The organism is Kitasatospora sp. NPDC088861, assembly GCF_044750105.1.
In the GTDB taxonomy this organism is placed as follows: domain Bacteria; phylum Actinomycetota; class Actinomycetes; order Streptomycetales; family Streptomycetaceae; genus Kitasatospora.
The window spans coordinates 43,258-65,479 of sequence record NZ_JBIVJF010000035.1; the positions used below are offsets into that span (position 1 = coordinate 43,258).

General features: G+C 74.5%; 18 protein-coding genes. 5 read left to right on the forward strand and 13 right to left on the reverse strand.

From position 1 onward, the window contains the following. The first annotated feature begins 47 nt into the window (after positions 1 to 47). Positions 48 to 971 (forward strand): aminoglycoside phosphotransferase family protein, encoded by a 924-nt coding sequence (locus ACIP37_RS33940; RefSeq protein WP_363624957.1) that lies wholly within the window; start codon positions 48 to 50, stop codon positions 969 to 971. An 8-nt stretch (positions 972 to 979) separates the two neighbouring features. Here the strand turns inward: ACIP37_RS33940 and ACIP37_RS33945 are convergent, their stop codons facing one another. The 5 genes from ACIP37_RS33945 to dxr form a co-directional block, all read right to left on the reverse strand. Next, positions 980 to 1,531 (reverse strand): GNAT family N-acetyltransferase, encoded by a 552-nt coding sequence (locus ACIP37_RS33945; protein ID WP_063347629.1) that lies wholly within the window; start codon positions 1,529 to 1,531, stop codon positions 980 to 982. Between the two features lie 70 nt (positions 1,532 to 1,601). After that, positions 1,602 to 2,477, reverse strand: coding sequence for a GNAT family N-acetyltransferase (locus ACIP37_RS33950; protein ID WP_350885688.1), 876 nt, complete (start codon positions 2,475 to 2,477; stop codon positions 1,602 to 1,604). A gap of 157 nt (positions 2,478 to 2,634) precedes the next feature. Further along, entirely contained in the window at positions 2,635 to 3,795 is a 1,161-nt protein-coding gene (gene ispG / locus ACIP37_RS33955) for a flavodoxin-dependent (E)-4-hydroxy-3-methylbut-2-enyl-diphosphate synthase (protein ID WP_363586514.1), read from the reverse strand. A gap of 143 nt (positions 3,796 to 3,938) precedes the next feature. After that, positions 3,939 to 5,243, reverse strand: coding sequence for a site-2 protease family protein (locus ACIP37_RS33960; RefSeq protein WP_363586513.1), 1,305 nt, complete (start codon positions 5,241 to 5,243; stop codon positions 3,939 to 3,941). Positions 5,244 to 5,362: 119 nt separating this feature from the next. Beyond that, positions 5,363 to 6,592 (reverse strand): 1-deoxy-D-xylulose-5-phosphate reductoisomerase, encoded by a 1,230-nt coding sequence (dxr, locus tag ACIP37_RS33965; RefSeq protein ID WP_363632052.1) that lies wholly within the window; start codon positions 6,590 to 6,592, stop codon positions 5,363 to 5,365. A gap of 84 nt (positions 6,593 to 6,676) precedes the next feature. On the opposite strand from dxr, the gene ACIP37_RS33970 reads away from it, so the two are divergent. Then, positions 6,677 to 7,345 carry an NAD(P)-binding oxidoreductase gene (locus tag ACIP37_RS33970; protein WP_363586512.1) on the forward strand — a complete coding sequence of 223 codons (669 nt, stop codon included), beginning with the start codon at positions 6,677 to 6,679 and terminating at the stop codon, positions 7,343 to 7,345. Positions 7,346 to 7,434: 89 nt separating this feature from the next. Here ACIP37_RS33970 and ACIP37_RS33975 read toward each other — a convergent pair whose 3' ends face one another. The 3 genes from ACIP37_RS33975 to ACIP37_RS33985 form a co-directional block, all read right to left on the reverse strand. Then, the gene (locus tag ACIP37_RS33975; RefSeq protein WP_063347635.1) at positions 7,435 to 8,877 is read right to left on the reverse strand and encodes an aldehyde dehydrogenase family protein; all 1,443 of its coding nucleotides are present in this window, start codon (positions 8,875 to 8,877) and stop codon (positions 7,435 to 7,437) included. A gap of 269 nt (positions 8,878 to 9,146) precedes the next feature. Further along, a complete protein-coding gene (locus ACIP37_RS33980; protein WP_400812041.1) occupies positions 9,147 to 10,712 on the reverse strand; it encodes a PucR family transcriptional regulator in 1,566 nt (521 codons plus the stop codon). Between the two features lie 153 nt (positions 10,713 to 10,865). Further along, positions 10,866 to 12,944, reverse strand: coding sequence for an ATP-binding protein (locus ACIP37_RS33985; protein ID WP_400845119.1), 2,079 nt, complete (start codon positions 12,942 to 12,944; stop codon positions 10,866 to 10,868). A gap of 240 nt (positions 12,945 to 13,184) precedes the next feature. Here ACIP37_RS33985 and gabT point away from each other — a divergent pair, with 240 nt between their 5' ends. After that, positions 13,185 to 14,525 (forward strand): 4-aminobutyrate--2-oxoglutarate transaminase, encoded by a 1,341-nt coding sequence (gene gabT, locus ACIP37_RS33990; RefSeq protein WP_400812045.1) that lies wholly within the window; start codon positions 13,185 to 13,187, stop codon positions 14,523 to 14,525. A 490-nt stretch (positions 14,526 to 15,015) separates the two neighbouring features. Next, on the forward strand, positions 15,016 to 15,684 hold the full coding sequence (locus ACIP37_RS33995; protein WP_363632047.1) for a phosphatase PAP2 family protein: 669 nt from the start codon (positions 15,016 to 15,018) through the stop codon (positions 15,682 to 15,684). Here ACIP37_RS33995 and ACIP37_RS34000 read toward each other — a convergent pair. Beyond that, positions 15,657 to 15,989, reverse strand: a complete 333-nt coding sequence (locus tag ACIP37_RS34000) for a DUF2218 domain-containing protein (protein WP_363586507.1) — start codon at positions 15,987 to 15,989, stop codon at positions 15,657 to 15,659. The two genes, ACIP37_RS33995 and ACIP37_RS34000, sit on opposite strands and share 28 nt — an antisense overlap. 167 nt (positions 15,990 to 16,156) lie before the next feature. Here ACIP37_RS34000 and ACIP37_RS34005 point away from each other — a divergent pair, with 167 nt between their 5' ends. After that, on the forward strand, positions 16,157 to 16,774 hold the full coding sequence (locus ACIP37_RS34005) for a MarR family transcriptional regulator (protein WP_363632045.1): 618 nt from the start codon (positions 16,157 to 16,159) through the stop codon (positions 16,772 to 16,774). A gap of 79 nt (positions 16,775 to 16,853) precedes the next feature. Here the strand turns inward: ACIP37_RS34005 and ACIP37_RS34010 are convergent, their stop codons facing one another. The 4 genes from ACIP37_RS34010 to ACIP37_RS34025 all read right to left on the reverse strand — a co-directional run bounded on the left by ACIP37_RS34010 (position 16,854) and on the right by ACIP37_RS34025 (position 22,218). Continuing rightward, on the reverse strand, positions 16,854 to 17,582 hold the full coding sequence (locus ACIP37_RS34010; protein WP_363586539.1) for a ZIP family metal transporter: 729 nt from the start codon (positions 17,580 to 17,582) through the stop codon (positions 16,854 to 16,856). A gap of 334 nt (positions 17,583 to 17,916) precedes the next feature. Next, positions 17,917 to 19,632: a restriction endonuclease gene (locus ACIP37_RS34015; RefSeq protein ID WP_400812048.1), complete on the reverse strand. Its 1,716-nt coding sequence runs from the start codon at positions 19,630 to 19,632 to the stop codon at positions 17,917 to 17,919. 114 nt (positions 19,633 to 19,746) lie between these two features. Continuing rightward, a complete protein-coding gene (locus ACIP37_RS34020) occupies positions 19,747 to 21,654 on the reverse strand; it encodes a hypothetical protein (protein ID WP_400812050.1) in 1,908 nt (635 codons plus the stop codon). 249 nt (positions 21,655 to 21,903) lie between these two features. After that, positions 21,904 to 22,218 carry a cupin domain-containing protein gene (locus ACIP37_RS34025; RefSeq protein ID WP_363586503.1) on the reverse strand — a complete coding sequence of 105 codons (315 nt, stop codon included), beginning with the start codon at positions 22,216 to 22,218 and terminating at the stop codon, positions 21,904 to 21,906. Between the last annotated feature and the right edge of the window lie 4 nt (positions 22,219 to 22,222).

Consider the following 22,222-nt stretch of genomic DNA (forward strand, 5'->3'; position numbering starts at 1 on the left):
CAATGGACGGGTAACACCAACGGGGGAGCGTCAACCGGAAGGCCGGCATGTCGGGAGCAGCACCGCAGATCACCGTCCCCGCCTGGCTGGCGCGCGGCGTCGCGGCGAGCGAGGGCGAACCGGGCCGGCAGTGGCTGGCCGGGCTGCCCGCGCGGGTGGCCGCCCACCTGGCGCGCTGGGACCTCACCCTGGAGCGGGTGCTCGACCCCGGCGGCAGCCTGAGCCTGGTCGCCTACGTCCACCGCGACGACCTCTCCCCCGCCGTCCTCAAGACCGGCCTGCGGACCCCCGAGACCGCGCTGGAGCACGCGGCGCTCGCCCACTGGGCCGGGCGCGGGGCCGTCCTGCTGCTGGACGCCGACCCCGCCGAGGGCGTCCAACTGCTGGAGCGGCTGCACGGGGACATCCCGCTGCGCTCGCTCGCCGAGGCGAAGGCGATGCTGGAGGCGACCAGCCTGCTGCACCGGCTCTGGAGCACCCTGCCCGAGGACCACCCGTTCCCGACCCTCGCGGCCCGGACCGCCGACACCGCGGAACGGCTGCGCGGACACCGCGCCCTGCCCGGCGCCGCCGAGGCCGAGCCGCTGATCGCCGAGGCGCTGGACACCGCCGACGGCCTGGCCGGCTCCGCCGCCGAGACCTTCCTGCTCCACGGGGACTTCCACCACGGCAACGTGCTCGCCGCCGACCGAGCGCCCTGGCTGGCGATCGACCCGCGCCCGCTGGCCGGCGAGCGCGCCTTCGACCTGGCCCGGCTGGCGCTGGACCGGGCGGACACCCTGGTCGGCTCCCCCGGCGTGGCCGCGGCCGTCCGCCGCCGGCTGCACCAGCTCGCGGACGCGCTGGAGGTGGACCGGGAACGGCTGCGCGGCTGGACGCTGTTCCGGGCCGTCGACCTCGCCCTGCGGGCCCTGGCGGCCGGCCGCCGGGAGGACGCCGAGCTCTACCTGGAGTTCGCCGGGGCGCTGTAGGGCGAGCCCTACGCCTCGCCCGGCCCGCGCAGCGGAAGCCGGGCCCCCATCACCGCGTACAGCCGGTCCGTGGCGGGAAAGCGCACCGCACGGGCGAGGTCCTGGTAGCCGAGCGCCCGGTAGAGCCGCCGGGCGGGGGTCTCCGCGTCGATCGCGGAGAGGATGCTGCGCTCCAGCCCGGAGCGCTCGCAGAGGGTGCGGATCAGCCGGGAGCCGACGCCCTGGCCCTGGTACTCGGGCAGCACGTGCAGCTCGGTGACGGCGAACACGTCGTCCAGCCAGGCGTCGTGGCCGCGTGCGTCCAGGTAGGGCTCGATCACCGTGCTCCACCAGTGGTCGCGCTGGTTGGGCATCCCGTAGCCGAAGCCGACCAGCCGGCCGCCGCTCATCGCGCCGAGCGCGATCACCCCGGGCTGGTGGGCGTGCCGGCCGACGATGTGCAGCCGGACGGCGACCTCCTCGGCCGTCAGGCCGAACGCCACCGCCTGGACCTCCAGCGCCTGCGGCGCCCAGGCCGCAAGGTCGATGGCCTCGATCGTCACCCCGGTCAGCTGATCCATGCCTCGGACGTTACTACCCGTGGGCCGCCGGCGCGGGCGAAGATCGGAACCGAACTCCCGGGGAGCGGACTCAGAACAGCACGCTCATGAACGCGCCGACCTCACGGAAGCCGACCCGCCGGTAGGCGGCCCGGGCCCGCAGGTTGAAGTCGTTGACGTAGAGCGAGACCACCGGGGCGATCTCGCGCAGCGCGAGGTCGAGGACGGCGGCCATGCCGGTCTCGGAGAGGCCCCGGCCCCGGTACCCGGGGGCGACCCAGACGCCCTGGACCTGACAGGCGCCCTCGGTGACGGCGCCGATCTCGGCCTTGAAGACGACCTCGCCGTCCTCGGTGAAACGCGCGAACGACCGCCCGGCGGAGACGAGTTCGGCGACCCGGGCCTGGTAGAGCAGGCCGCCGTCACCGGCCAGCGGGGAGACCCCGACCTCCTCGGTGAACATCGCCACGCAGGCGGGCATCAGCGCGTCGATCTCCTCCCGCCGCACCCGCCGCACCAGCGGGTCCGGCGCGATCTCGGCGGAGGGCACGGCGGTGGCCAACAGCGGCTGGTGGGCGCGGACTTCGCGGGCCGGGCCCCAACTGCGTTCCAGCAGCGCCCAGAAGGCGGCGGTGGCCCCGGCCGGGCCGACGATCGAGGAGCAGCGGCGGCCCTGCCGGCGGGCCCGCTCGGCGAAGGCGGCGACGGCCTCCGGCCCGGCGTCGACCAGGACGAGGTTGGCCCCGGCGTAGCAGAGCGCGGCGAGGGCGCCGTCCCCGTCGTACCAGCCCCACATCTCGCCGCCGAGCCGCCAGGGGTCCAGACCGACGGCCTCGACCCGGGTGGCGACGAAGGAGTTGGCGACCGGGTCGCGGTGGAGGATCTCCAAGGCGTCCGCGAGGTCGGGGGGCTCCAACACGCGGGTGGTGGCCAGGGCGCGGGCGGCCTGGAACGAGCCGGGGAGCATCACACCTCGATCGAGCATCGAGACAGCACCTCACTGAGACGAATCTGGCCGCACCCTACTCCGTGGCCCCACCCGGCTACGGCCGCGGGGCCGTCCGCGAACGGACGGCCCCGCTTCCGGAAGACTGCGCGCGGCGCACCGCGCGGACCCTGTGTGGTCAGTCGGCCGCGACGACGGTCGGCGTACCGGCCTCGACGCCCGCCTCCTGCATCTGCTCGGCGAGCTTGAGCGCCTCCTCGATCAGGGTCTCGACGATCTTCGACTCGGGGACGGTCTTGATGACCTCGCCCTTGACGAAGATCTGGCCCTTGCCGTTGCCGGAGGCGACGCCGAGGTCGGCCTCGCGGGCCTCGCCCGGGCCGTTCACGACGCAGCCCATGACGGCGACGCGCAGCGGCACCTCCATGCCCTCCAGGCCGGCGGTGACCTCCTCGGCCAGCTTGTAGACGTCGACCTGGGCGCGGCCGCAGGACGGGCAGGAGACGATCTCCAGGCCGCGCTGGCGCAGGCCGAGCGACTCCAGGATCTGGTTGCCGACCTTGATCTCCTCGGCCGGCGGGGCGGAGAGGGAGACCCGGATGGTGTCGCCGATGCCCTCGGCGAGCAGCGCGCCGAAGGCGACCGCGGACTTGATGGTGCCCTGGAAGGCGGGGCCGGCCTCGGTGACGCCGAGGTGCAGCGGGTAGTCGCAGGCGGCGGCCAGCTGGCGGTAGGCGTTGATCATCACGACCGGGTCGTTGTGCTTGACCGAGATCTTGATGTCGCGGAAGTCGTGCTCCTCGAACAGCGAGCACTCCCAGAGCGCGGACTCGACCAGGGCCTCGGGGGTGGCGCGGCCGTACTTCTCCAGCAGGCGCTTGTCGAGCGAGCCGGCGTTGACGCCGATCCGGATCGGCACGCCGGCGTCCCTGGCGGCCTTGGCGATCTCGCCGACCTTGTCGTCGAAGGCCTTGATGTTGCCCGGGTTGACGCGGACCGCGGCGCAGCCGGCGTCGATCGCGGCGAAGACGTACTTCGGCTGGAAGTGGATGTCGGCGATCACCGGGATCTGGGACTTCTTGGCGATGATCGGCAGCGCGTCGGCGTCGTCCTGGGTGGGGACGGCGACCCGGACGATCTGGCACCCGGATGCGGTGAGCTCAGCGATCTGCTGCAGCGTGGCGTTGATGTCCGAGGTCACGGTGGTGGTCATCGACTGCACCGAGACGGGAGCGTCACCGCCGACCGGTACGTTGCCGACCATGATCTGCCGGGATACACGGCGCTTGGCGAGCGGCTTGAGCGGCAGGGACGGAATACCGAGCGAGATCGCGGTCATGTGCGCAGGGTTCCCCGGGGTTGAGGTGTGGTCGACCGCCCGGCCAGTGGGACGGCCGAGGCCGGGCGCGCCTCGATCGCGCACCCGGCCTCCACGGTACGGCACGGCGCCGGACCCCAGCACACCCGCCGTACCCGAACGCTCTAGCTGATCTTCACCGGGTTCACCAGGTCGGCGACCATCACCAGCAGGGTGAAGCCGATGAAGACGCTGGCCACGACGTACGCCACCGGCATCAGCTTGGCGACGTCGAAGGGCCCGGGATCGGGCCGCTTGAACAGCTGAGCGAATCGGCGGCGGACCGATTCCCACACCGCGCCCGCGATGTGGCCGCCGTCCAGCGGGAGCAGCGGCAGCATGTTGAACAGGAAGAGCGAGAGGTTGATCCCGGCCAGCAGGTTGACGAACATCGCCACCCGCTGGCTGGCGGGCAGGTCCATGCTCACCAGTTCACCGCTGACCCGGGCGGCGCCGACCATGCCGATCGGCGAGTCCGGGTCACGCGGGGAGTCCCCGACCACGGCGTTCCACAGACCGGGGATCTTGCCCGGCAGCGCGGCCAGCGACTTCACCCCGTTCTCGGCCATGCCGACCATCCGGTCCAGCGACTGCCCGAAGCTCTGCTGGACGACCCCCTGCTTGGGGGTGAAGCCGAGGAAGCCGGCCTGCACGGTCTGGCCCTTGAGCGGCACGCCGTTGCCGTCGTACTTCTGCACGTCGTTGACGGCGATGACGGGCTTGAGGACGAGTTGCTGCCCGCCCCGGTCGACCAGGATCTCGACCTGCTGGCCGGCCGACTTCCGGATGTCCGCCTGGAGCTGGTCGTAGTCGCGGATCCGGTCCCCGCCGAAGGAGAGGACCTTGTCCCCCTGCCGCAGCCCCACCTCGTTGGCGGGGGTCTTGGGCGCGTCCGCGGGGCACACGTCGGTCGGCGAACCGGCCTTGACCACGCACTGGGCGACCGAGCCGATGGTCGGCACCGCCGTCGAGACGCCGAAGCCCATCAGGACCGTCAGGAACAGGCCGAAGGCCAGGACCAGGTTCATGAACGGCCCGGCGAACATGACGATGACGCGCTTCCACGGCTTGCGGGTGTAGAACAGCCGGTGCTCGTCGCCCTCCTGGAGCTCCTCGTAGGAGGCCTCCCGGGCGTCCTCGATCATGGTGCGCCAGGGGGAACTGCTGCGCTTGGTGATCCGGCCGTCCGCACCCGGCGGGAACATCCCGATCATCCGGATGTAGCCGCCCAGCGGGATCGCCTTGAAGCCGTACTCGGTCTCGCCCTTCTTCCGCGACCAGACGGTCGGGCCGAAGCCGACCATGTACTGCGGCACCCGGATGCCGAACAGCTTGGCCGTCGAGAGGTGGCCGAGCTCGTGCCAGGCGATCGAGACGAGCAACCCGACCGCGAAGACCAGGATGCCGACCACCGTCAAAACCATTGCCACCGCTGGCCCTCCGTCATGCCGCTCCGCTCGTCGTCTTGTCTTACCGCAGTCACGCCCGGCCGGACACCCGGTACGGGTACACCCGGCCGGAAACGGCCCACGCCGTCAACCCGCCGCCGTCAGCCCGCCGCCAGCTCGCGGGCCCGGGCGCGGGCCCAGTCCTCCGCGTGCAGGACGTCCTCGACCGTCAGGGAAGTTCCCGGCACGGGCGTGCCGTGCTCGGCGACGACCTTGGCAACAGTGTCCACGATTCCCGTGAAAGCGAGGCGCCCCTTCAGGAACGCCTCCACGCACTCCTCGTTGGCCGCGTTGAAGACCGCCGGCGCGGTACCGCCCAGGGTGCCCACCTCGCGGGCCAGCTCCACCGCCGGGAAGGCCTCGTCGTCCAGCGGGAAGAACTCCCAGGTCGCGGCCTTGGTCCAGTCGCAGCCGGGGGCGGCGTCCGGCACCCGCTCCGGCCAGCCCAGACCCAGCGCGATCGGCATCCGCATGTCCGGCGGGCTGGCCTGCGCCAGCGTCGAACCGTCGGTGAACTCCACCATCGAGTGCACCACCGACTGCGGATGGACCACGACCTCGATCCGGTCGAAGGGCACGTCGTACAGCAGGTGCGCCTCGATCACCTCCAGGCCCTTGTTCACCAGGGTCGCCGAGTTGATCGTGACCACCGGGCCCATCGCCCAGGTCGGGTGCGCCAGCGCGTCCTGCGGCGTCACCCCGGCCAACTGCTCACGCGTCCGGTTGCGGAACGGACCGCCGCTGGCCGTCACCACCAGCTTGCGGACCTCGGCCCGGGTGCCGCCCGCCAGCGCCTGGAACAGCGCCGCGTGCTCGGAGTCCACCGGCACGATCTGCCCCGGCCGCGCCACCGCCCTCACCAGCGGGCCGCCGACGATCAGCGACTCCTTGTTGGCCAGCACCAGCACCCGGCCCGCCCTCAGCGCGGCCAGCGTCGGCCGCAACCCGATCGACCCGGTGATGCCGTTCAGCACCGAGTGGCACTCCATCGCGGCCAGCTCGGTCGCCGCGTCCGGCCCCGCCAGCACCGCCGGCAGCGCAGCGCCCGCCGCCTTCGCCGCCAGCGCCGCGCGCAGCGCCGGCTCGGCCGCCGGGTCCGCCACCGCCACCGTGTGCACGCCCAGCCGCAGCGCCTGCTCGGCGAGCAGCTCCACCCGGCCGCCGGCCGCCGACAGGGCGACCACCCGGAACCGGTCCGGGTTGCGGAGCACCACGTCGATGGCCTGGGTGCCGATCGACCCGGTCGAACCGAGGATCACCAGCTCCCGGGGGCCGGAAGGGTCCTGCACGGTGGGCGTGAACCGCAGCTGCGGGTGGGCGAGCGAAGTCATGCGCCCATTGTGTCCTGCCCGGGGCCCCGCGCAGGACGCCTCCCGACAGGACGCCGGTCCGCGCCCCGGGCTACCGTCGGAGCCATGCGTACCGTCATCGCCGGGGGCCACGGACAGATCGCGCTGAAACTCGAACGGCTGCTCGCCGCGCGCGGCGAGCGGCCCGCCGGGATCATCCGCCGCCCCGAACAGGCCCGGGACCTCACCGACGCCGGCGCGGAACCGCTGCTGCTCGACCTGGAGTCCGCCACCGCCCCGCGACTCGCCGAACTGCTCGCCGGCGCCGACGCGGTGGTCTTCGCCGCCGGCGCCGGACCGGGCAGCGGCGCCGCCCGCAAGAACACCGTCGACCGCGACGCCGCCGTGCTGCTCGCCGACGCCGCCGAACTCGCGGGCGTCCGGCGCTACCTGATGGTCTCCTCGATGGGCGCCGACGCCCACGCCCAGCACCCCGCCGACGAGGTCTTCGAGACCTATCTGCGGGCCAAGGGCGCCGCCGACGACGCCGTCCGGGCCCGCACGGCCCTGGACTGGACGGTGCTGCGCCCCGGCCGCCTCACCGACGGCCCCGGCACCGGCCTGGTCCGGCTCGCCGCCTCGGTCGCGCGCGGCGCCGTGGACCGGGCCGACGTCGCCGCCGTCCTCGCCGCGCTGCTGCGCGCACCGGGCACGGCCGGGCAGACGCTGGAGCTGGTCGCCGGCGACACCCCGGTCGAGGAGGCCGTCTCCGTCGCGGGCGGACACAACGGCTGACACGGGCGGACACGACGGCTGGGCCGACCGGGCCCCGGAACGGGCGAAGGGCCCGGTCACCGGACCGGGCCCCTCACTCACGGGTTCGCTCAGAGGTCGAGGCCGCTGAGGACCAGGACCTTCTCGACCGTGTAGTCGTCCATCGCGTACCGGACGCCCTCACGGCCGACGCCGGAGTCCTTGACGCCGCCGTACGGCATCTGGTCGGCGCGGTAGGACGGCGCGTCGCCGATGATCACACCGCCGACCTCCAGCTCCCGGTGGGCGCGGAAGGCGGTCTGCAGGTCGTGCGTGAACACGCCCGCCTGAAGGCCGAACGCCGAGTCGTTGACGGCCGCGAAGGCCTCGTCCACACCGTCCACCCGGTGCAGCGACAGGACCGGGCCGAACACCTCGGCCTTGGCCAGGATCGCGTCCGCGGGCAGCTCGGCCAGCACGGTCGGCGCGTAGGTCGCACCCTCGCGGCCCCCGCCGGCGAGCACCTTGGCGCCCTTGGCGACCGCGTCGTCCACCCAGGACTCCACCCGCTTCGCGGCGTTCTCGTCCACCAGCGGGCCGACGTCCGTCGCGTCGTCGTTCGGGTCACCGGTGACCTGGGCCTTGACCTTGGCCACGACCTTCTCCACCAGCGCGTCGTACACCGACGCGTCGGCGATCACGCGCTGCACCGAGATGCAGGACTGGCCGCCCTGGTAGTTGGCGAACATCGCGATCCGGGTGGCCGCCCAGTCCAGGTCGGCCTCCGAGGACCAGTCGGCGAGCACCACGGCCGCGGCGTTGCCGCCCAGCTCCAGGGTGCAGTGCTTGCGCGGCACCGAGTCCATGATCTGGTAGCCGACCTTGTCCGAACCGGTGAACGAGATCACCGGCAGGCGCTCGTCCTGCACCAGCGCCGGCATCCGGTCGTTCGGCACCGTCAGGATGCTCCACGAACCGGCCGGCAGGTCGGTCTCGGCCAGGATCTCGCCCAGCACCATCGCCGACAGCGGCGTCGCCGGGGCCGGCTTCAGGATGATCGGGGCACCGACCGCGATCGCCGGGGCGACCTTGTGGGCGACCAGGTTCAGCGGGAAGTTGAACGGGGCGATCCCCAGCACCACACCGCGCGGGAAGCGGCGCACCACCGCGAAACGGCCCACGCCGCCCGGGTCGGTGTCCAGCCGCATCGTCTCGCCGTTGGTCCGGCGGGCCTCCTCGGCCGCCCAGCGGAAGACCGACACCGCGCGGCCGACCTCACCACGGGCCCACTTGATCGGCTTGCCGTTCTCCGCGGTGATCAGCTGGGCGAGCTCCTCGGTGCGCTCGGCCAGGCGCTTGGCCACGTGGTCCAGCGCGGCCGAACGGACGTGCGCCGGGGTGGCGGCGAACACCGGCAGCGCGGCGACGGCGGCATCCAGCGCCTCCTCGACCTGGGCCTCGGTCGGGATGCTCACCTTGCCGACCAGACGGCCGTCCCAGCTGTTGTGCACCTCGAAGTCGGCGTCGCCGCTCGCCCGTCGGCCGGCCAGCCAGAAATCGTACGTGGTGGTCACCGTGGTACCGGCCCTCTCCTCGTCGTCATCGGGCCCACGGGTGTGGGACCCGAACCCGAGGGTAGGTGGGCCGGCGCACCGACCGGATTGGCCGACTCGGAGCGTTCGCCCCCGACGCTGCTCCATCCCGTCCAGGGCCTCCCGGGCTGAGCCCGGACGGGGCCCGGTCCGGTGCGGCTCGGTGCGGCCCGGTCCGGTGCGGCTCGGTGCGGCCCGGTCCGGTGCGGCCCGGTGCGGCCCGGTGCGGCTCTGTGCGGCTCGGGTGCGACCTACTCCTCGCCGGAGCGCAACGCCAGCCACAGCTCCATCCGCACGTCGGTGTCGTCCAGCGAACGCCCCAGCAGCTCTTCGACCCGCCGCATCCGGTAGCGCAGCGTGTGCCGGTGCACCCCGAGATCGGCCGCCGCCGCGTCCCACTGCCCGTGCCGGGACAGCCACGCCCGCAGCGAGGCCACCAGATCGCCGCGGGCCGTCCGGTCGTGCTCGCGCAGCGGCCGCAGCAGCCCCTCGGCGAACGCCGTCACCGCGTCCTCGCCGAGCAACGGCAGCAGCGACCCCGCACCGACCTCCTCGTGGTCCACCGACCGCCGGCCACCGCGCAGCGCCACCGCCAGCGCCCGCTCGGCCTGCGCGTGCGCCGTCCCCGCGTCCTCCAGCGCGGCCGGCGCCGACACGCCCAGCGACAGGCCCTCGTGCTCCTCCACCGCACCCAGACAGGCCCGGTGCACCGCCCCGTTGTCCAGCGCCAGCACCATCAGCCGCGCCCCGTGCGCGCTGTCCTCCCGCGCCACCAGCAGCTTCTCGCCCACCCGGGCACCCGCCTGCTCGGCCCGGTCCCCCAGCTCCCCGAGCGCCTCCGCGGCCTCCGCGTTCGGCCCGGCCCCGGCCACCAGAACCCGTATCGTCCCCTCCGGCATACCGCCGAACAGCCCCACCGCCACCTGGCGGGCCGTCGCCACCTCGCCCGCCAGCACCATCCGCAGCAGCGCCGCGCCCATCCGCTCCTCGGCCTGGCGCAGCTCGCGCGAGCGCTCCAGCGTCAGGGTCAGCAGCGCCACCGCCGCGTTCAGCACGTACCGCTCGGTCGGGGTGATCCGGTCCTCGGTGCCCACCGCCAGGAAGCCCCGGGCCCGCCGGTCCGCCCCCAGCGACTGGACCACCACGTAGTCCTCGTCCGCCGTGTCGATCCCCGGCGCCCGCCCCTGCAACGCGGCGCTCGACGGCGCCGGACGCCGGCGCAGCCGGTCCACCTCCGCCGCCAGCCGCCCCGCCCGGCGCGCCGCCCAGTCCGGCGCCACCACCGACAGCGCCCCCGACCCGTCGTACAGCGCCGCCCAGCCGCCCAGCCGGGCCGCCAGCCGGCGCACCACCGCCGTCGTACCGTCCTTGCCCAGCGCGGCCCGGGTCAGCTCCTCCTGCGCCTCGAAGGAGGTCGTCACCGCCTCGTACTGCTCCGCGGCCAGCGCCGCGGACACCACCTTGCTGATCGCGATGAACGGCGTCGGCTCCGGCACCCGCAGCAGCGGCAGCCCCCGCTGCGCGGCCGCGTCCACCAGCGGCTGCGGCACCTCCGTATGCGACAGCCCCACCCCCAGGCCCAGCCCCACCACCCCGGCATCGGCCAGCCGGTGCACGTACGCCTGCAACTGGGCCGCCGTACGGCCCAGCTTGATCCCGGTGGTGAGCAGCAGCTCGCCACCCTCCAGGAACGGCGTCGGGTCGTCCAGCTCGCTGGTGTGCACCCAGCGGACCGGCCGCTCCAGGTGGTCCGCGCCGGCGAGGACCGTCAGATGGAGCGAACTGTTGCGGACAACGGAGGCGAGTGTGGGGGGCATGGCACCTTCGGGGGATCGACCTGACCGCGCCGTTGCGGCCGGGCGAGGAGAGGGCAATGGGACAAGTGAGAGTCTCTCCCCCTCATTATGGACGCTCCGGACAACCGGCACTGCCGAATCCACCGTGACGGCGAGCTTCCGCCCCTCGCCCCGTCAGCCCCGAAGATCCACCAGCAACGGCGACACCTGCTCCCCCGACACCGCGGTCAACGACACCACCGCGTGCCCCGCCGGCAGCGCGTGCGCCAGATCCGACGGCGACCAGCGCAAGCGCTCCACGTCCCGCGTCGTCACCGACTCCGTCTGCGCCGCCGTCCCCGACAACGCCCGCCGCCCCAACCGCCCGGCCCGCCGCACCACGCCGCCCGAGGTGTCGGGCGTGTGGGTCACCGCGGTCTCCTGCACCAGGTGCGTCCCCCAGGCCTCCGAGAACAGCCGGCCGTCCCACGGCGCGATCCCCGGGAACGCCATCCGGCAGCCGACCGCGCCGAACAACGGCGCCCGCAGCGCCTCCGGCAGATCCACCAGCGTGCGCAGCAGCAGCACCGCGCCCGCGTTCGCCCCCCGCATCCGCTGCACCCCGCGCACGGCGGTCGCGTCCAGCGCCGCCGAGGCGTCGTCCACCACCAGGCCGGCGAACAGCGAACGGTCCGTACGGGCCCCCGCCGCCTGCACGAACTGCCCCACCACCAACCGGGACAGCATCCGCGCGGCCTCCGGATGGCTGCGCTCCGGCAGCTTCACCCGCACCCGCAACGGATGGTCCAGCACCCGCATCGCGAACGGGGGCCGCCCGGTGCCGTCCGTCGCGAAGGCGCCCTCGAAGGCCGGCCGGTCCAGCAGCGCCAGCCGGTCCGCCAGCAGCGCCCCGGGATCGTCCGCCCGGCCGCGCTGACGCTCCCGGTGCTCCAGGTCCCGCTCGTACACGGCCAGCCGGCCCGCCACCCCGAGCGCCTTCACCAGGGCCGCCAGCACGTCCGGCTCACCGGCCAGCAGCGCCCGCAGCTCCCGCACCCCCGGATAGCGGGCGTACGCGGCGTGGAACGGGCCCACCACCTGCTGCAGCGCCGTCCGGGCGTTCTCCGCGCGCGCCGTCAACTCGTCCGGCAGCAGCGCCTCGGCCAACCGGGCGGCCGCCTCGTCCGGATCCTGCGCCGCACCGTAGAGGTCCAGCCCGTACACCGACGCCGGATCACCGGGCGCGATCACCACGTCGTACCAGGCGTCCGGGCCGAGATCCGCGTCCGCCGCCCCCACCACCACCACGCACGCGGTGCCGGCCAGCGCCTGCAGACACAGCGCCTCCGCCACCGGCCGCGCCAGCCGCGCCGTCTTCCCCGTCCCCGCCGGACCCACCGCCAGCAGCGACGTGCCCAGCAGCGCCGGATCCAGCGCGAAACCGGCCGCCCGATGACTCAGCGGGTTCTTCGGCACGTCCTGGGCGGTCCCGAGGCAGACCTGGCCCAGCAGCAGATCGTGCCGCTCACCCCGGTCCGCCAGCTCCCGCGACTCCGAAGGGTGCGCGAAGGCCGCCCCACCGCGCGCCACCACCTGCTCGACGAAGGCCGGCACGAACGCCGGATCCGCCTGCGCTGACTCCCACGCCCGCTGGATCCGCACGTAGTCGACGTCCCCGACCGCCTCCCGCTCCAGCCGCCCCGCCGCCTCGGCCGCCCCGCCCTGCCGCAGCCCGCCCCACGGGTCCAGCCGCCGCACCACCTGGGCCACCGCCACGCCCTCCTCCGCGGGCTGCTCCTGCGTCACCGCCCGCGACAGCAACGGCGACACGTACCGCCGCCACACCTCGGGCCAACGGCCCATCCGGCCGAAGAGCTTGATGACGACGCCGATCACCAGGACGTTCAGGGTGAGCACGACCGACGTCGCCACCAGCGCCGATTTCGACGGGAGGACGCCGATCATCGTCGTCCCGGCCTCCGCGAGTTCGACACCGTAGACATAGACCAACCACCCCACCACCGCGTTGAGTCCCGCCCGCAGGAGCAGCGGCCAGGCCGCGACCTGGGCCGCCTCCGCCCGCTCCGGGTCGATGGGGCGGTAGCCCAGCCGGTAGACGCCGGGCTCGGCTTCCGGGCGCGGGGCCGCGGCCCAGGTGGGGAGGTCGAAGGCGGGGGCCCCGTCGGTGCGGGTGCCGGGCCGCTGGTGCGGCATGGGGGCCGGGGGTCTGGTGGTGGTCCGATCGGTGTGGTGGTGTGCCCCGTCGTGCGCCATGTACGGCCCCGCTCCCTCGCCCGCCCGGCCCGATCGCCGTCGGTGCCGCCATACCCATGCCGCCGTACCGGCGACACGCCCGCGCTCAATGTAGTGGAGCGGGGCCTGCTGGTAGTCGCACCACCCGCGCTGGCCGTGCCGGACAAGTCGGACGGCTCAGTGCTACCGAGTGGCGCATGCCCGGCCGGGGAGGGCGGCCGTAGCCTGCGAAGCACCGAGCCGAGAAGTCTGGAGAACACCATGAGCGCCGCAACGCCGCTCCCGCAGGAGCGCCGCCTGGTCACCGCGATCCCCGGTCCGAAGTCGCAGGAGCTGCAGGCCCGCAAGCTGGGTGCGGTGGCGGCCGGTGTCGGCACCACCCTGCCGGTGTACGTGTCCCGTGCCAACGGCGGCGTGCTGGAGGACGTGGACGGCAACTCGCTGATCGACTTCGGCTCCGGCATCGCCGTGACGAACGTCGGCAACAGCGCCGAGGCCGTGGTGGCGAAGGCGAGCGAGCAGCTGGCCGCCTTCACCCACACCTGTTTCATGGTGACCCCGTACGAGGGTTACGTGGCGGTCGCCGAGCAGCTGAACGAGCTGACCCCGGGTGACCACGACAAGCGCACCGCGCTGTTCAACTCGGGCGCCGAGGCGGTCGAGAACGCGGTGAAGGTGGCCCGCGCCTACACCAAGCGCACCGCCGTCGTGGTGTTCGACCACGGCTACCACGGCCGTACGAACCTGACCATGGGCCTGACGGCGAAGAACATGCCGTACAAGCAGGGCTTCGGCCCGTTCGCCCCGGAGATCTACCGAGTGCCGGTGGCCTACCCGTACCGCTGGCTGACGGGTGCGGAGAACTGCGCCGCCGAGGCCGCCGCGCAGGCGATCGAGGTCATCAACAAGCAGATCGGCGCCGAGAACGTCGCCGCGATCATCATCGAGCCGATCCAGGGCGAGGGCGGCTTCATCGAGCCGGCCAAGGGCTTCCTGCCGGCGATCGTGGAGTACGCGAAGGCGAACGGCATCGTGTTCGTCGCGGACGAGATCCAGACCGGTTTCTGCCGTACCGGCCAGTGGTTCGCCTGTGAGGACGAGGGCATCGTCCCGGACCTGATCACCACCGCGAAGGGCATCGCCGGCGGTCTGCCGCTGGCGGCGGTGACCGGTCGCGCCGAGATCATGGACGCCGCGCACGCGGGCGGTCTGGGCGGCACCTACGGCGGCAACCCGGTGGCCTGTGCGGCCGCGCTGGGCGCCATCGAGACGATGAAGGAGCAGGACCTCAACGGCAAGGCGCAGCGGATCGGCGAGATCATGCTGGGCCGCCTGCGGGCGATGCAGGAGAAGTTCGACATCATCGGCGAGGTCCGCGGCCGCGGCGCGATGATCGCCGTCGAGCTGGTGAAGCCGGGCGGCAAGGAGCCGAACGCGGAGGCCACCGCGGCCATCGCGAAGGCCTGCCACGTCGAGGGCCTGGTGGTGCTGACCGCCGGCACCTACGGCAACGTGCTGCGCTTCCTGCCGCCGCTGGTCATCGCGGAGCACCTCCTGGCCGAGGGCCTGGACATCCTGGAGGGCGCTTTCGCCGCCGTCTGAGCGGTGTCGCCCGTCAGGTCGTGAACCCCCTCCGGAGGGTTGTCCGGACAGCGCTGAACGGCCCGTGGGGACCTCTGGTCCTCGCGGGCCGTTCGGTTGTCACCGGCCGGTCGGACGGGCCCGCCGCCCGGTCGGGCCAGGTCGTCGGGGCTCCCGGAGGGCCGCCCGGGGCGGGGTGAAGATGATGTGGGGAATCGCTGAAGGCGCTCGGCACGGAAAGGCTGTTGACGTAGTGTCATCGCAGATGGACAGCGAGCCGCAGCCATGGGCGGAGCCGCCTGCGGGGTCGCCCCCGACGACGGGTCCGCATGCGTGCCGCGAGGACGACCAGGCCGCCCCGGGAGGGGTGGCACCCACCGAAGACCGATCGACCGACCGTCCGACCCACACCCCCCGGGGCGCACGGAACGGCGATCATCAGAGCCGCCCCGGAGCTCTCCCCCCTGCTCCGGGGCGGCTGTCCGGCGTTCCGGGCCGGGTGGCCCGCTCGGTGGCCGTGCCGCTGACGGCGGCGGTCGTCCTGCTGCTGGTGTCGTGGCAGGTGGCGGTGGACGGCCCGCTGCTCGGATGGGACCGCGCGGTCCGCGGAGCCGTCCGGACCGCCCACCGGGACCACCCCAGCGCGCTGCTGGACCAGCTGGGCCAGATCCTGTCCGACCTGGGCGACAGCGTGCCCGCGATCCCGGCGCTGCTGGCGGCCGGCGTGCTGGCCGCGTGGCGGTGGCGCCGGACGGGGGCGGCGGGGCGCTGGTGGCTGCCGCTGCCGGTGGCGGCGCTGACCGCCGGACTGATCCCGCTGCTGGTGGTGCCGGCCAAGGCCGCGTTCGCCCGGCCGGGCCCGCTCGGTGATCCGCTGACGCCGGAACAGTGGGGCTGGTACCCGTCCGGGCACACCGCCACCGCGTCGCTCTCGTACGGGGTGGCGGCGCTGCTGCTGGTGCGGGTGGCGGGACCGTGGGCGGCACGCCTGCTGACGGCGGCCGCGGTGCTGCTGGCGGTGGGCGTCGGCGCGGGGCTGGTGTGGAGCGACTTCCACTGGCTGCTGGACGTGGTGGCCAGCTGGTGCCTGGCCGCCCTGGTGCTGTGGGGGCTGGCCCGGCGACTGCCCCGGCCGGGCGGCGGGGGCAGCGGTCAGGCCTCGGGGTCGTCGTTGCGGTGAACGAGGCCGGTCTCGCCGTTGTCGCGGTGCCATTCGATGACGAGTTCGTCGCGGGCGCCGAAGCGGACGAGGTGGCGGCCGACGACGTCCTCCAGGCCGGGCAGGTTCTCCCGCTCGCCCTCGACGGTGAGCAGCAGCGCGTCGGGCCGGGCTTCCAGGGTGGCGGTGCCGGCGCCGAAGACCAGGGTGCCGCGGCCGGTCTCCTCGGAGAAGGTGGCCTCGATCTTGCGGCCCATGTGGGCGGCGAGCTGCTTGGCGTAGCGGACGGGGCGGTCGGTGGTGACGCGGGCTTCGGAGCGGGGCACGGGCCCTCCAGGATCCGGGGAGGGAACTTAGGGTCCCCTCAGTTGGGGCTACGCTAACCCAGATACTGAGCCAAGCTCAACATTTTTCTCCGGGCGCCGTCCGCTGTCGGCCACCGGCCCCGGACCGGCCGATACCCTGGGGCGGACGCCTGCCGAGGAGACCGCCGATGACCACCACACCGACCGACCCGGCGGACCCCTCCCCCGGCCCGCCCGGCGCCCCTACCGAGGCGGCCGCCTCGGACACCGCAGGCTCGGGCACCACGGCTTCGGACACCACCGCCTCAGACGCCACCGCCTCGGACACCGCCGCCGAGCTGGCCGACACGATGACCAGGGCGATCAAGCGGATCCGTCGGCAGACCGGGCGGCAGTTGGAGCCGTACGGCATCACCCCCGGCCAGGCCCGGGCGCTGAACACCCTGGCCCACGCGCCCGGCTGCGAGCTGCCGGACCACCCGATGCGGCTGAGCGACCTGGCCGAGCGGCTGCACATCGCCCCGCGCTCGGCGACCACCGTGGTCGACGCGCTGGAGGAGGCCGGCCTGGTCGAGCGCAGGCCCGACCCGGCCGACCGGCGGGCGGTCCGGATCCTGCTGACCGAGGCGGGCCGCGCAGCGGTCGAACGGATCGGGCAGGTCCGGCACGAGGTGGCCCAGGAGTACTTCGGCGAGGTCAGTCCCGACGAGCAGGAAGTGCTGCTACGAGTGCTGCGCGCCGCCGAGGCCCGCTTCCTCTCAGCCGGTCCACCACCGCGGACGGCGCCCCCGGGCGCGGCGCGGTGATGCGGGAGCGGTCGGCGGCGCCGGGCGGTCCGCCGCGTCAGGCCCCGTCCCGTCCTGCCCTGGCCCTGCCGAGCCAGGCCTAGTTGGCGAGGCCGATCACCAGCCACATGAACCCCACCCCGGCGACGGTGCAGAGCAGGGTGCTGCGGGAGGGGTGCGGGCTGTGTGCCTCCGGGAGGATGTCGGAGGTGGCCAGGTAGAGCAGGAACCCGGAGAAGAAGCCGAGGTAGAGGCCGAGCAGGTGCTCGGGGATGGTGAAGGCCAGGGTGATCGCGGCGCCGGACACCGGGGCCAGCGCGTCCGCCGCGAGCAGCGCCAGCGCCCGCCGCCGGTTGTTCCCGTAGAGCCGGGTGATCGTGTACGTGTTGAAGCCGTCGGCGAAGTCGTGGGCGACGACGGCGATGGCGACGACCGTTCCGACCGTGGTGCCGGCCTGGAAGGCGGCGCCGATCGCGAAGCCGTCCATCACGCTGTGCCCGACCAGGGCCAGCGCGGCGGTCAGGCCGACGCCCTGGCGCCCGGCGTGGTGGGCGTGCGCGTGCTGGTGGCCGTGGGTGTGCTCGGCGTACTCGCTCTCGTGGCCGCGGTGGATGGCGACCGCGCGTTCGACCACGTGGATGGTGAGGAAGCCGACCGCGAACATCAGCAGCGCCTGCGGCACGCCGTGTACCTCGTCCGGTGCCTGGCGCATGGCCTCGGGCAGCAGGTCGAAGGCGACCACGCCGAGCATGAGGCCGGCGGCGAAGCCGAGCACGAGGTGGCGGCGGTCACCGGTTCGCTGGGCGACGAAGCCGCCGATCAGGGTCATCAGGAACGCCCCGGCGGCGACCAGGACGGCGGTCACCGGGCCGCCTCCGGGTGGGTCGATCCGCCGTGCGGGCGCCGGCGGGTGCCGCCGTGTGGTCTGCCGGGCGCTCTGCCCATTCCTCTCCCCCTGGGGTCCGCCCGTGGCCGGGCCGACCGCCGACCGTATCGGACGACCGTTCGACGGTGATCGCCCGGGGTGCCGCTGCTCCGCCGGTGCCCGTTCCCCAGCCTCGGGTCGGGTGCGGGGGCGCGCCCGCCGGGCGGTCCGTCGGGGTGAGCTGCGAAGACGGGGACGGGGACGAGGACGAGGGTGGGGGCGGGGACCGGAGGTGGGGTCAGCGGCCGGCGGCGAGGGGCAGGCCGAGGTGGGTGCGGGCGAGTTCGCTCACGCCGTCGCCGTCGACCAGGTGGATGTGCCGGTGGCTCTCCTCGCCGGTGAGGTCGAGGGCCTCGTCGGCGAAGCGGCCGGTGGTCAGCCGCAGGCCGCGCTCGGCGGACTCCTCCTGAACGGCCTCGGCCAGGGTGGCGATCTCCTCCGCGCTGACCGGCGTGGCGCCCCGGGAGGCCCAGACCACCCAGCGGCCGGGCAGAGCGCTGCCCGGGGCCCCCTCGCCGGTGGCGACCAGTCCGGCCGGGCCGCGCAGCCGCACGCTCCACTCGGCGAGCCCGCCGCGGGTGAGCAGGTCGCGCACCAGCTGGGCGAACTCGTTCGCGGACAGATCGGGTGCGGCCGGTACGGCGGCACCCGCCTGCGCGGCGGGCTGCACGCCCACGCGGCCGTACGGGTCCGGGGTGACGGCGGCGCCGAGCTGGCGCAGCCGGACGAGCGCCTCGTCCTGCTCGGCGTCGGCGTAGACGCCTTCGTCGTCGCGCTCCTCGTACGGGGTGGCGGGCGGCAGCAGCCGGGTGCGGGCCAGTGCGTCGCGGTCGGCGTCCACGCTGACCAGGCAGAGCGGCTCGGCGGCGCCGGGCTCGCGCAGCCAGCCGTTGAGCACGACGCCCGCGAGTATCTCGTCGGTGTCGACGGCGTCGGCGGCCTGGAGGGCGCGCAGGGCGAGCCGGGCGACCAGGCGCAGATAGTCGGTGGCCCGGTCCGCCGGCGGGCGCGGGACCGGGACGATGTCGCCGTCCGGGGCGAGCCGGTAGCCGGTGAGCGAGGGCACCAGGTCGAGCGGCGGCAGGTCGATGTCCAGCACGGCGGTGCGGGTGAGCGGGCGGAAGACCGCCCGGCAGGGGGCGGGCAGGTCCTGGGTGGCGGTCTCGGCGGCGGCGAGCGCCCGCTCCAGCAGAGACTCCACGGCGGCCGGCTCGGACAGCCGGTAGGCCCGCCGGCACTCCTCCAGGCTCTCGTTGTATTCCCGCACGGCGCGGGCCCGGGCCTCCTCGGCCGCCTCGTGGACGCGCCGGGACTCGTCGGCGGCTGGGTTGCCGGCCTCGGCCCGGCGGGTGCGCCACTCGCGCAGGGAACGCTGGTGGGCCAGCCGGGCCTGGGCGAGTTCGCGCTGGTAGCCGGAGTCGAGCAGGCGGCGGGCCGGGGCGCCGTCGGGGTCGGCGGTGGCCGGCCCGGCGGGCGCGAAGTCCGCCCAGCGGGGCTCGGCCTCACTGCCGGTCTCCGGCCCGTCGGCCGGGTAGGGGCGGGGCTCGTAGTGGCGCAGCTGGCTCTCGAAGTCCATGGCCGAGACGGGCAGTGCGGCCCGCCGGAGCAGGTCGGCCAGCCGGTCGTGCTCGGCCTGGACGGTGAGCGTGCGGTGGTGGGTCAGGGCGGCGGCCCGGCCGTGGGCGGCGATGGACTCCTCGGGCTCGGCCGGGCCGTCGCCGGACGCCGCACCACCGGACGTGCCGTCATCGGACACGTCACCACCGGACGCACCGTCATCGGGCATGACGTCACCGGACGTACCGGGGGCGGCCGGGCCGGGGCCAGCGGCGTCCGGGTCCAGGCCCTGCCCCTGGTCGGTGTTGAGCTCTCTGAAGACCGAGGCGAGGAAGCCCGGCCGGGGGAACTGGACGGTGGCGGTGCCGTCGGGCTGGCCGTCTGCTGAGTGCTGCATCGGTCGTCGTTCCCCCATGCTCGTCCGGCGCCTGCCCGGGGCGGCCGGCGACCCTGCGGCCCGCCCCTGCCGGACATTGTCCACCGAACGGGCGGCAGTGGTCAGCCCAGCCTCTCAGTTGGTCCGGGTGTTGGTCAGGTGCAGGCCGATGTAGCCGACATAGATCCGGCCACTGCCCGAGCAGTCGTCGAGGTAGTGCAGCCGGGGCGCGGTACGGCCGCCGCCGATCCGCAGGTGTGCGCCCATGAAGGCGCGCCGGGAGGCGTCCACGCTCTCCGGGACGGGCAGCATCCGTTCGCGCTTCCACTTGGTGTGACTGAACACCGTCCGGGACTCCCCGCGCACCGCCTTGCGGGGCGGGAAGTGGTGGCAGCCCTCCGGGGTGTGCTCGCACCACTGTTTGAAGTCGCCGCCGGCCGCGCCGCGGACCGCCGCCTCGGCGTACTCCTGAAGGGCGGTCAGCCCGTCCCAGGCGAGCCGGGCCCAGCCTGCGCCGGAGCACCGGAGCCCGTCCAGGGCGAGCGCGTTCTTCTGGTCACCGGTGAAGGTCAGCAGCGGGAACTCGTCGATCCTGGCCATGAGTTCGGTGAAGGTCTCCGGCTTCGCGGGCCGGGCGGACGGCTTGGCGGCGAAGTGCCCGGCGGCGCCCTGGAGGATGCAGTGGCGCCCGGTGAGGGCGCGGGAGCCGGCCCGTACGTGGCCGTCCCGGCTGTCCCGACCGTCGTGGCGCTCGCGGAGCTCCGGACGGTCGCGGCCCTCATGACCCTCGCGGCCGTCCTGCTTGTCCCGGTTCTCCCGACCCACGCGGTTGTCCCGGCGCTCGTGGCGCAGGGTGCGCCGGACCCGCTCCAGCTCGTCGGCCCTGGCCTGCTGCTCGGCCCGGTCCTGCTGCTCCTCCCGGACCAGCGCGGCCAGCTCGGCGCGGGCGGCGGCCGGGTCCCCAGCCGGGCTGACGGCCGCGCGGGGAGGCGCCGGGGCGACCCGCAGCACCGGGACGGCCGCCAGCGGGGGCGGCAGCGGCAGGTCGGCGGCGAGCCGGCGCGGCTCGCGGGCGAGCAGCCCGGCCGCACGGCGGATGTCCTGCTCTATTCGCCCCCGGGCGAGCACCGGGTGCCGGGCGCCGTCGCACCGGGAGGCGGGGTCGACCTCGGGCAGGTAGGTGCGCACCGCTCCGCCGTAGACGCTGTGGTACTCCAGCGCGACGTTGAACCCCGTCCGGGCGCCCGGGTCCAGGACGTAGGCGGTGGCCAGGCCGGGCAGCTGGTGGCAGAGCGGGCGGACGACGTCCTCGACCCAGCGGTCGAGCGGGAGGTTCACCGGGACGCTGGCGACCACGACGGGCAGCCGGCGCTCCGGGTCGCAGAGCTCGTCGATCAGGCCGTCGACCTCGCCGGCGGTGATCACCCGGGGAGCCGGATGGACGGCAGCCGGGCCATCGGTGGCGTCGAGCAGCGGCAGGAGGGTGCGGGCGAGTTCGGGCACCGGCACCCGGCAGGGGGTCCGCACGCCGTTGCCGGTGCTGTGCGTCTCGGCCTCCAGCCGGACCCAGGTGGGGCCGTCGGCCCCGGTGGCCACGGTCAGGGTGAGCTGCTGGGTGCCGTGCGGGGTCGGGGTGCGCAGGCGTCGGCGGTCGTAGCGGCCGGCGGCCGGGCCGCCGCGCAGCGGGCCCCGGTCTCGGTCGAGCAGGACGCGGTCGCCCAGGCGCAGTCGCTCGGCGGCGGGGGCCGATCGGGACTGCGCCGGTCCGGACGTCGTCAGTCCAGGGGGCGTCAGTTCGGGCGGTTCCGGTCGGCTTGGAGCCGTCCCCGTCGAGGCCGATCCGGCCGGGGGCGGCCCGGTGAGGGCGCGGGGAGCCGGCGGGGGCTCCTCGCAGCCTTCCTGTTTCAGCCAGGCGGCGAGCTGCTCGTCGGCCAGGGCGACGGCCTCGCGGTGCGGGAGGGTGGTGGTGACGGTCATCCGGTAGGGCGTCGCGGGGCCGGTCAGGTCGGCGCCGGCGGGCGACGAAAAGCGGTCTGAGGTCATGCGCATACCTCCGTGGTGCGGGGTGGGGTCTGGTGTCCTCCATCGATGGGTTATTCGTCCGGTTCGGCCGGATCCTTGCCCAGGAAACGCCACGGCCCGGAGCGGAAGTTCCAACTCCGGGCCACGTCAATACGTTCGGGTGAATCTGCTCAAGCCGCGCACCGCGTGGCGCGGCTCCCGGTCCGACCCGCCCTCATCGCCGGGCGACGAGCGACAGCACCGGAGCGGCCCTGCTCGGACATCGGCGGGTCAGGCCTCGGCGGGCCGGGCACCGCTGCGACTCCACTCGGGCTCCGCGACCGGCACCGCCAACGCGCAACCGGCCGGGGCGGCGTAGCTCGCGATCAGCACCACGGGCTCGTCCCCGAGGTTGCGCCCCACGTGGACGTGGACCGGTCCGGCCTCCTCGACCAGCGAGTCCCCGGCCCGGCTGACCTCGACCCGGCCGTCATGCAGGGTCCGGGTCAGCGTCCCGGACAGCACCACCACGTCCACCCGGCCCGGGTGGTAGTGCCAGCCGGTGCTGGCCCCCGGCGGCAGGGTGACGGTCTGGACGACGGGCATCTCG

Coding starts and splice junctions, on each gene's coding strand:
- ACIP37_RS33940 (WP_363624957.1), top strand. CDS start 48: ATGTCGGGAGCAGCACCGCAGATCACCGTCCCCGCCTGGCTGGCGCGC.
- ACIP37_RS33945 (WP_063347629.1), bottom strand. CDS start 1,531: ATGGATCAGCTGACCGGGGTGACGATCGAGGCCATCGACCTTGCGGCC.
- ACIP37_RS33950 (WP_350885688.1), bottom strand. CDS start 2,477: ATGCTCCCCGGCTCGTTCCAGGCCGCCCGCGCCCTGGCCACCACCCGC.
- ispG (WP_363586514.1), bottom strand. CDS start 3,795: ATGACCGCGATCTCGCTCGGTATTCCGTCCCTGCCGCTCAAGCCGCTC.
- dxr (WP_363632052.1), bottom strand. CDS start 6,592: ATGACTTCGCTCGCCCACCCGCAGCTGCGGTTCACGCCCACCGTGCAG.
- ACIP37_RS33970 (WP_363586512.1), top strand. CDS start 6,677: ATGCGTACCGTCATCGCCGGGGGCCACGGACAGATCGCGCTGAAACTC.
- ACIP37_RS33980 (WP_400812041.1), bottom strand. CDS start 10,712: ATGCCCCCCACACTCGCCTCCGTTGTCCGCAACAGTTCGCTCCATCTG.
- ACIP37_RS33985 (WP_400845119.1), bottom strand. CDS start 12,944: ATGGCGCACGACGGGGCACACCACCACACCGATCGGACCACCACCAGA.
- gabT (WP_400812045.1), top strand. CDS start 13,185: ATGAGCGCCGCAACGCCGCTCCCGCAGGAGCGCCGCCTGGTCACCGCG.
- ACIP37_RS34005 (WP_363632045.1), top strand. CDS start 16,157: ATGACCACCACACCGACCGACCCGGCGGACCCCTCCCCCGGCCCGCCC.
- ACIP37_RS34010 (WP_363586539.1), bottom strand. CDS start 17,582: ATGACCCTGATCGGCGGCTTCGTCGCCCAGCGAACCGGTGACCGCCGC.
- ACIP37_RS34015 (WP_400812048.1), bottom strand. CDS start 19,632: ATGCAGCACTCAGCAGACGGCCAGCCCGACGGCACCGCCACCGTCCAG.
- ACIP37_RS34020 (WP_400812050.1), bottom strand. CDS start 21,654: ATGACCTCAGACCGCTTTTCGTCGCCCGCCGGCGCCGACCTGACCGGC.
- ACIP37_RS34025 (WP_363586503.1), bottom strand. CDS start 22,218: ATGCCCGTCGTCCAGACCGTCACCCTGCCGCCGGGGGCCAGCACCGGC.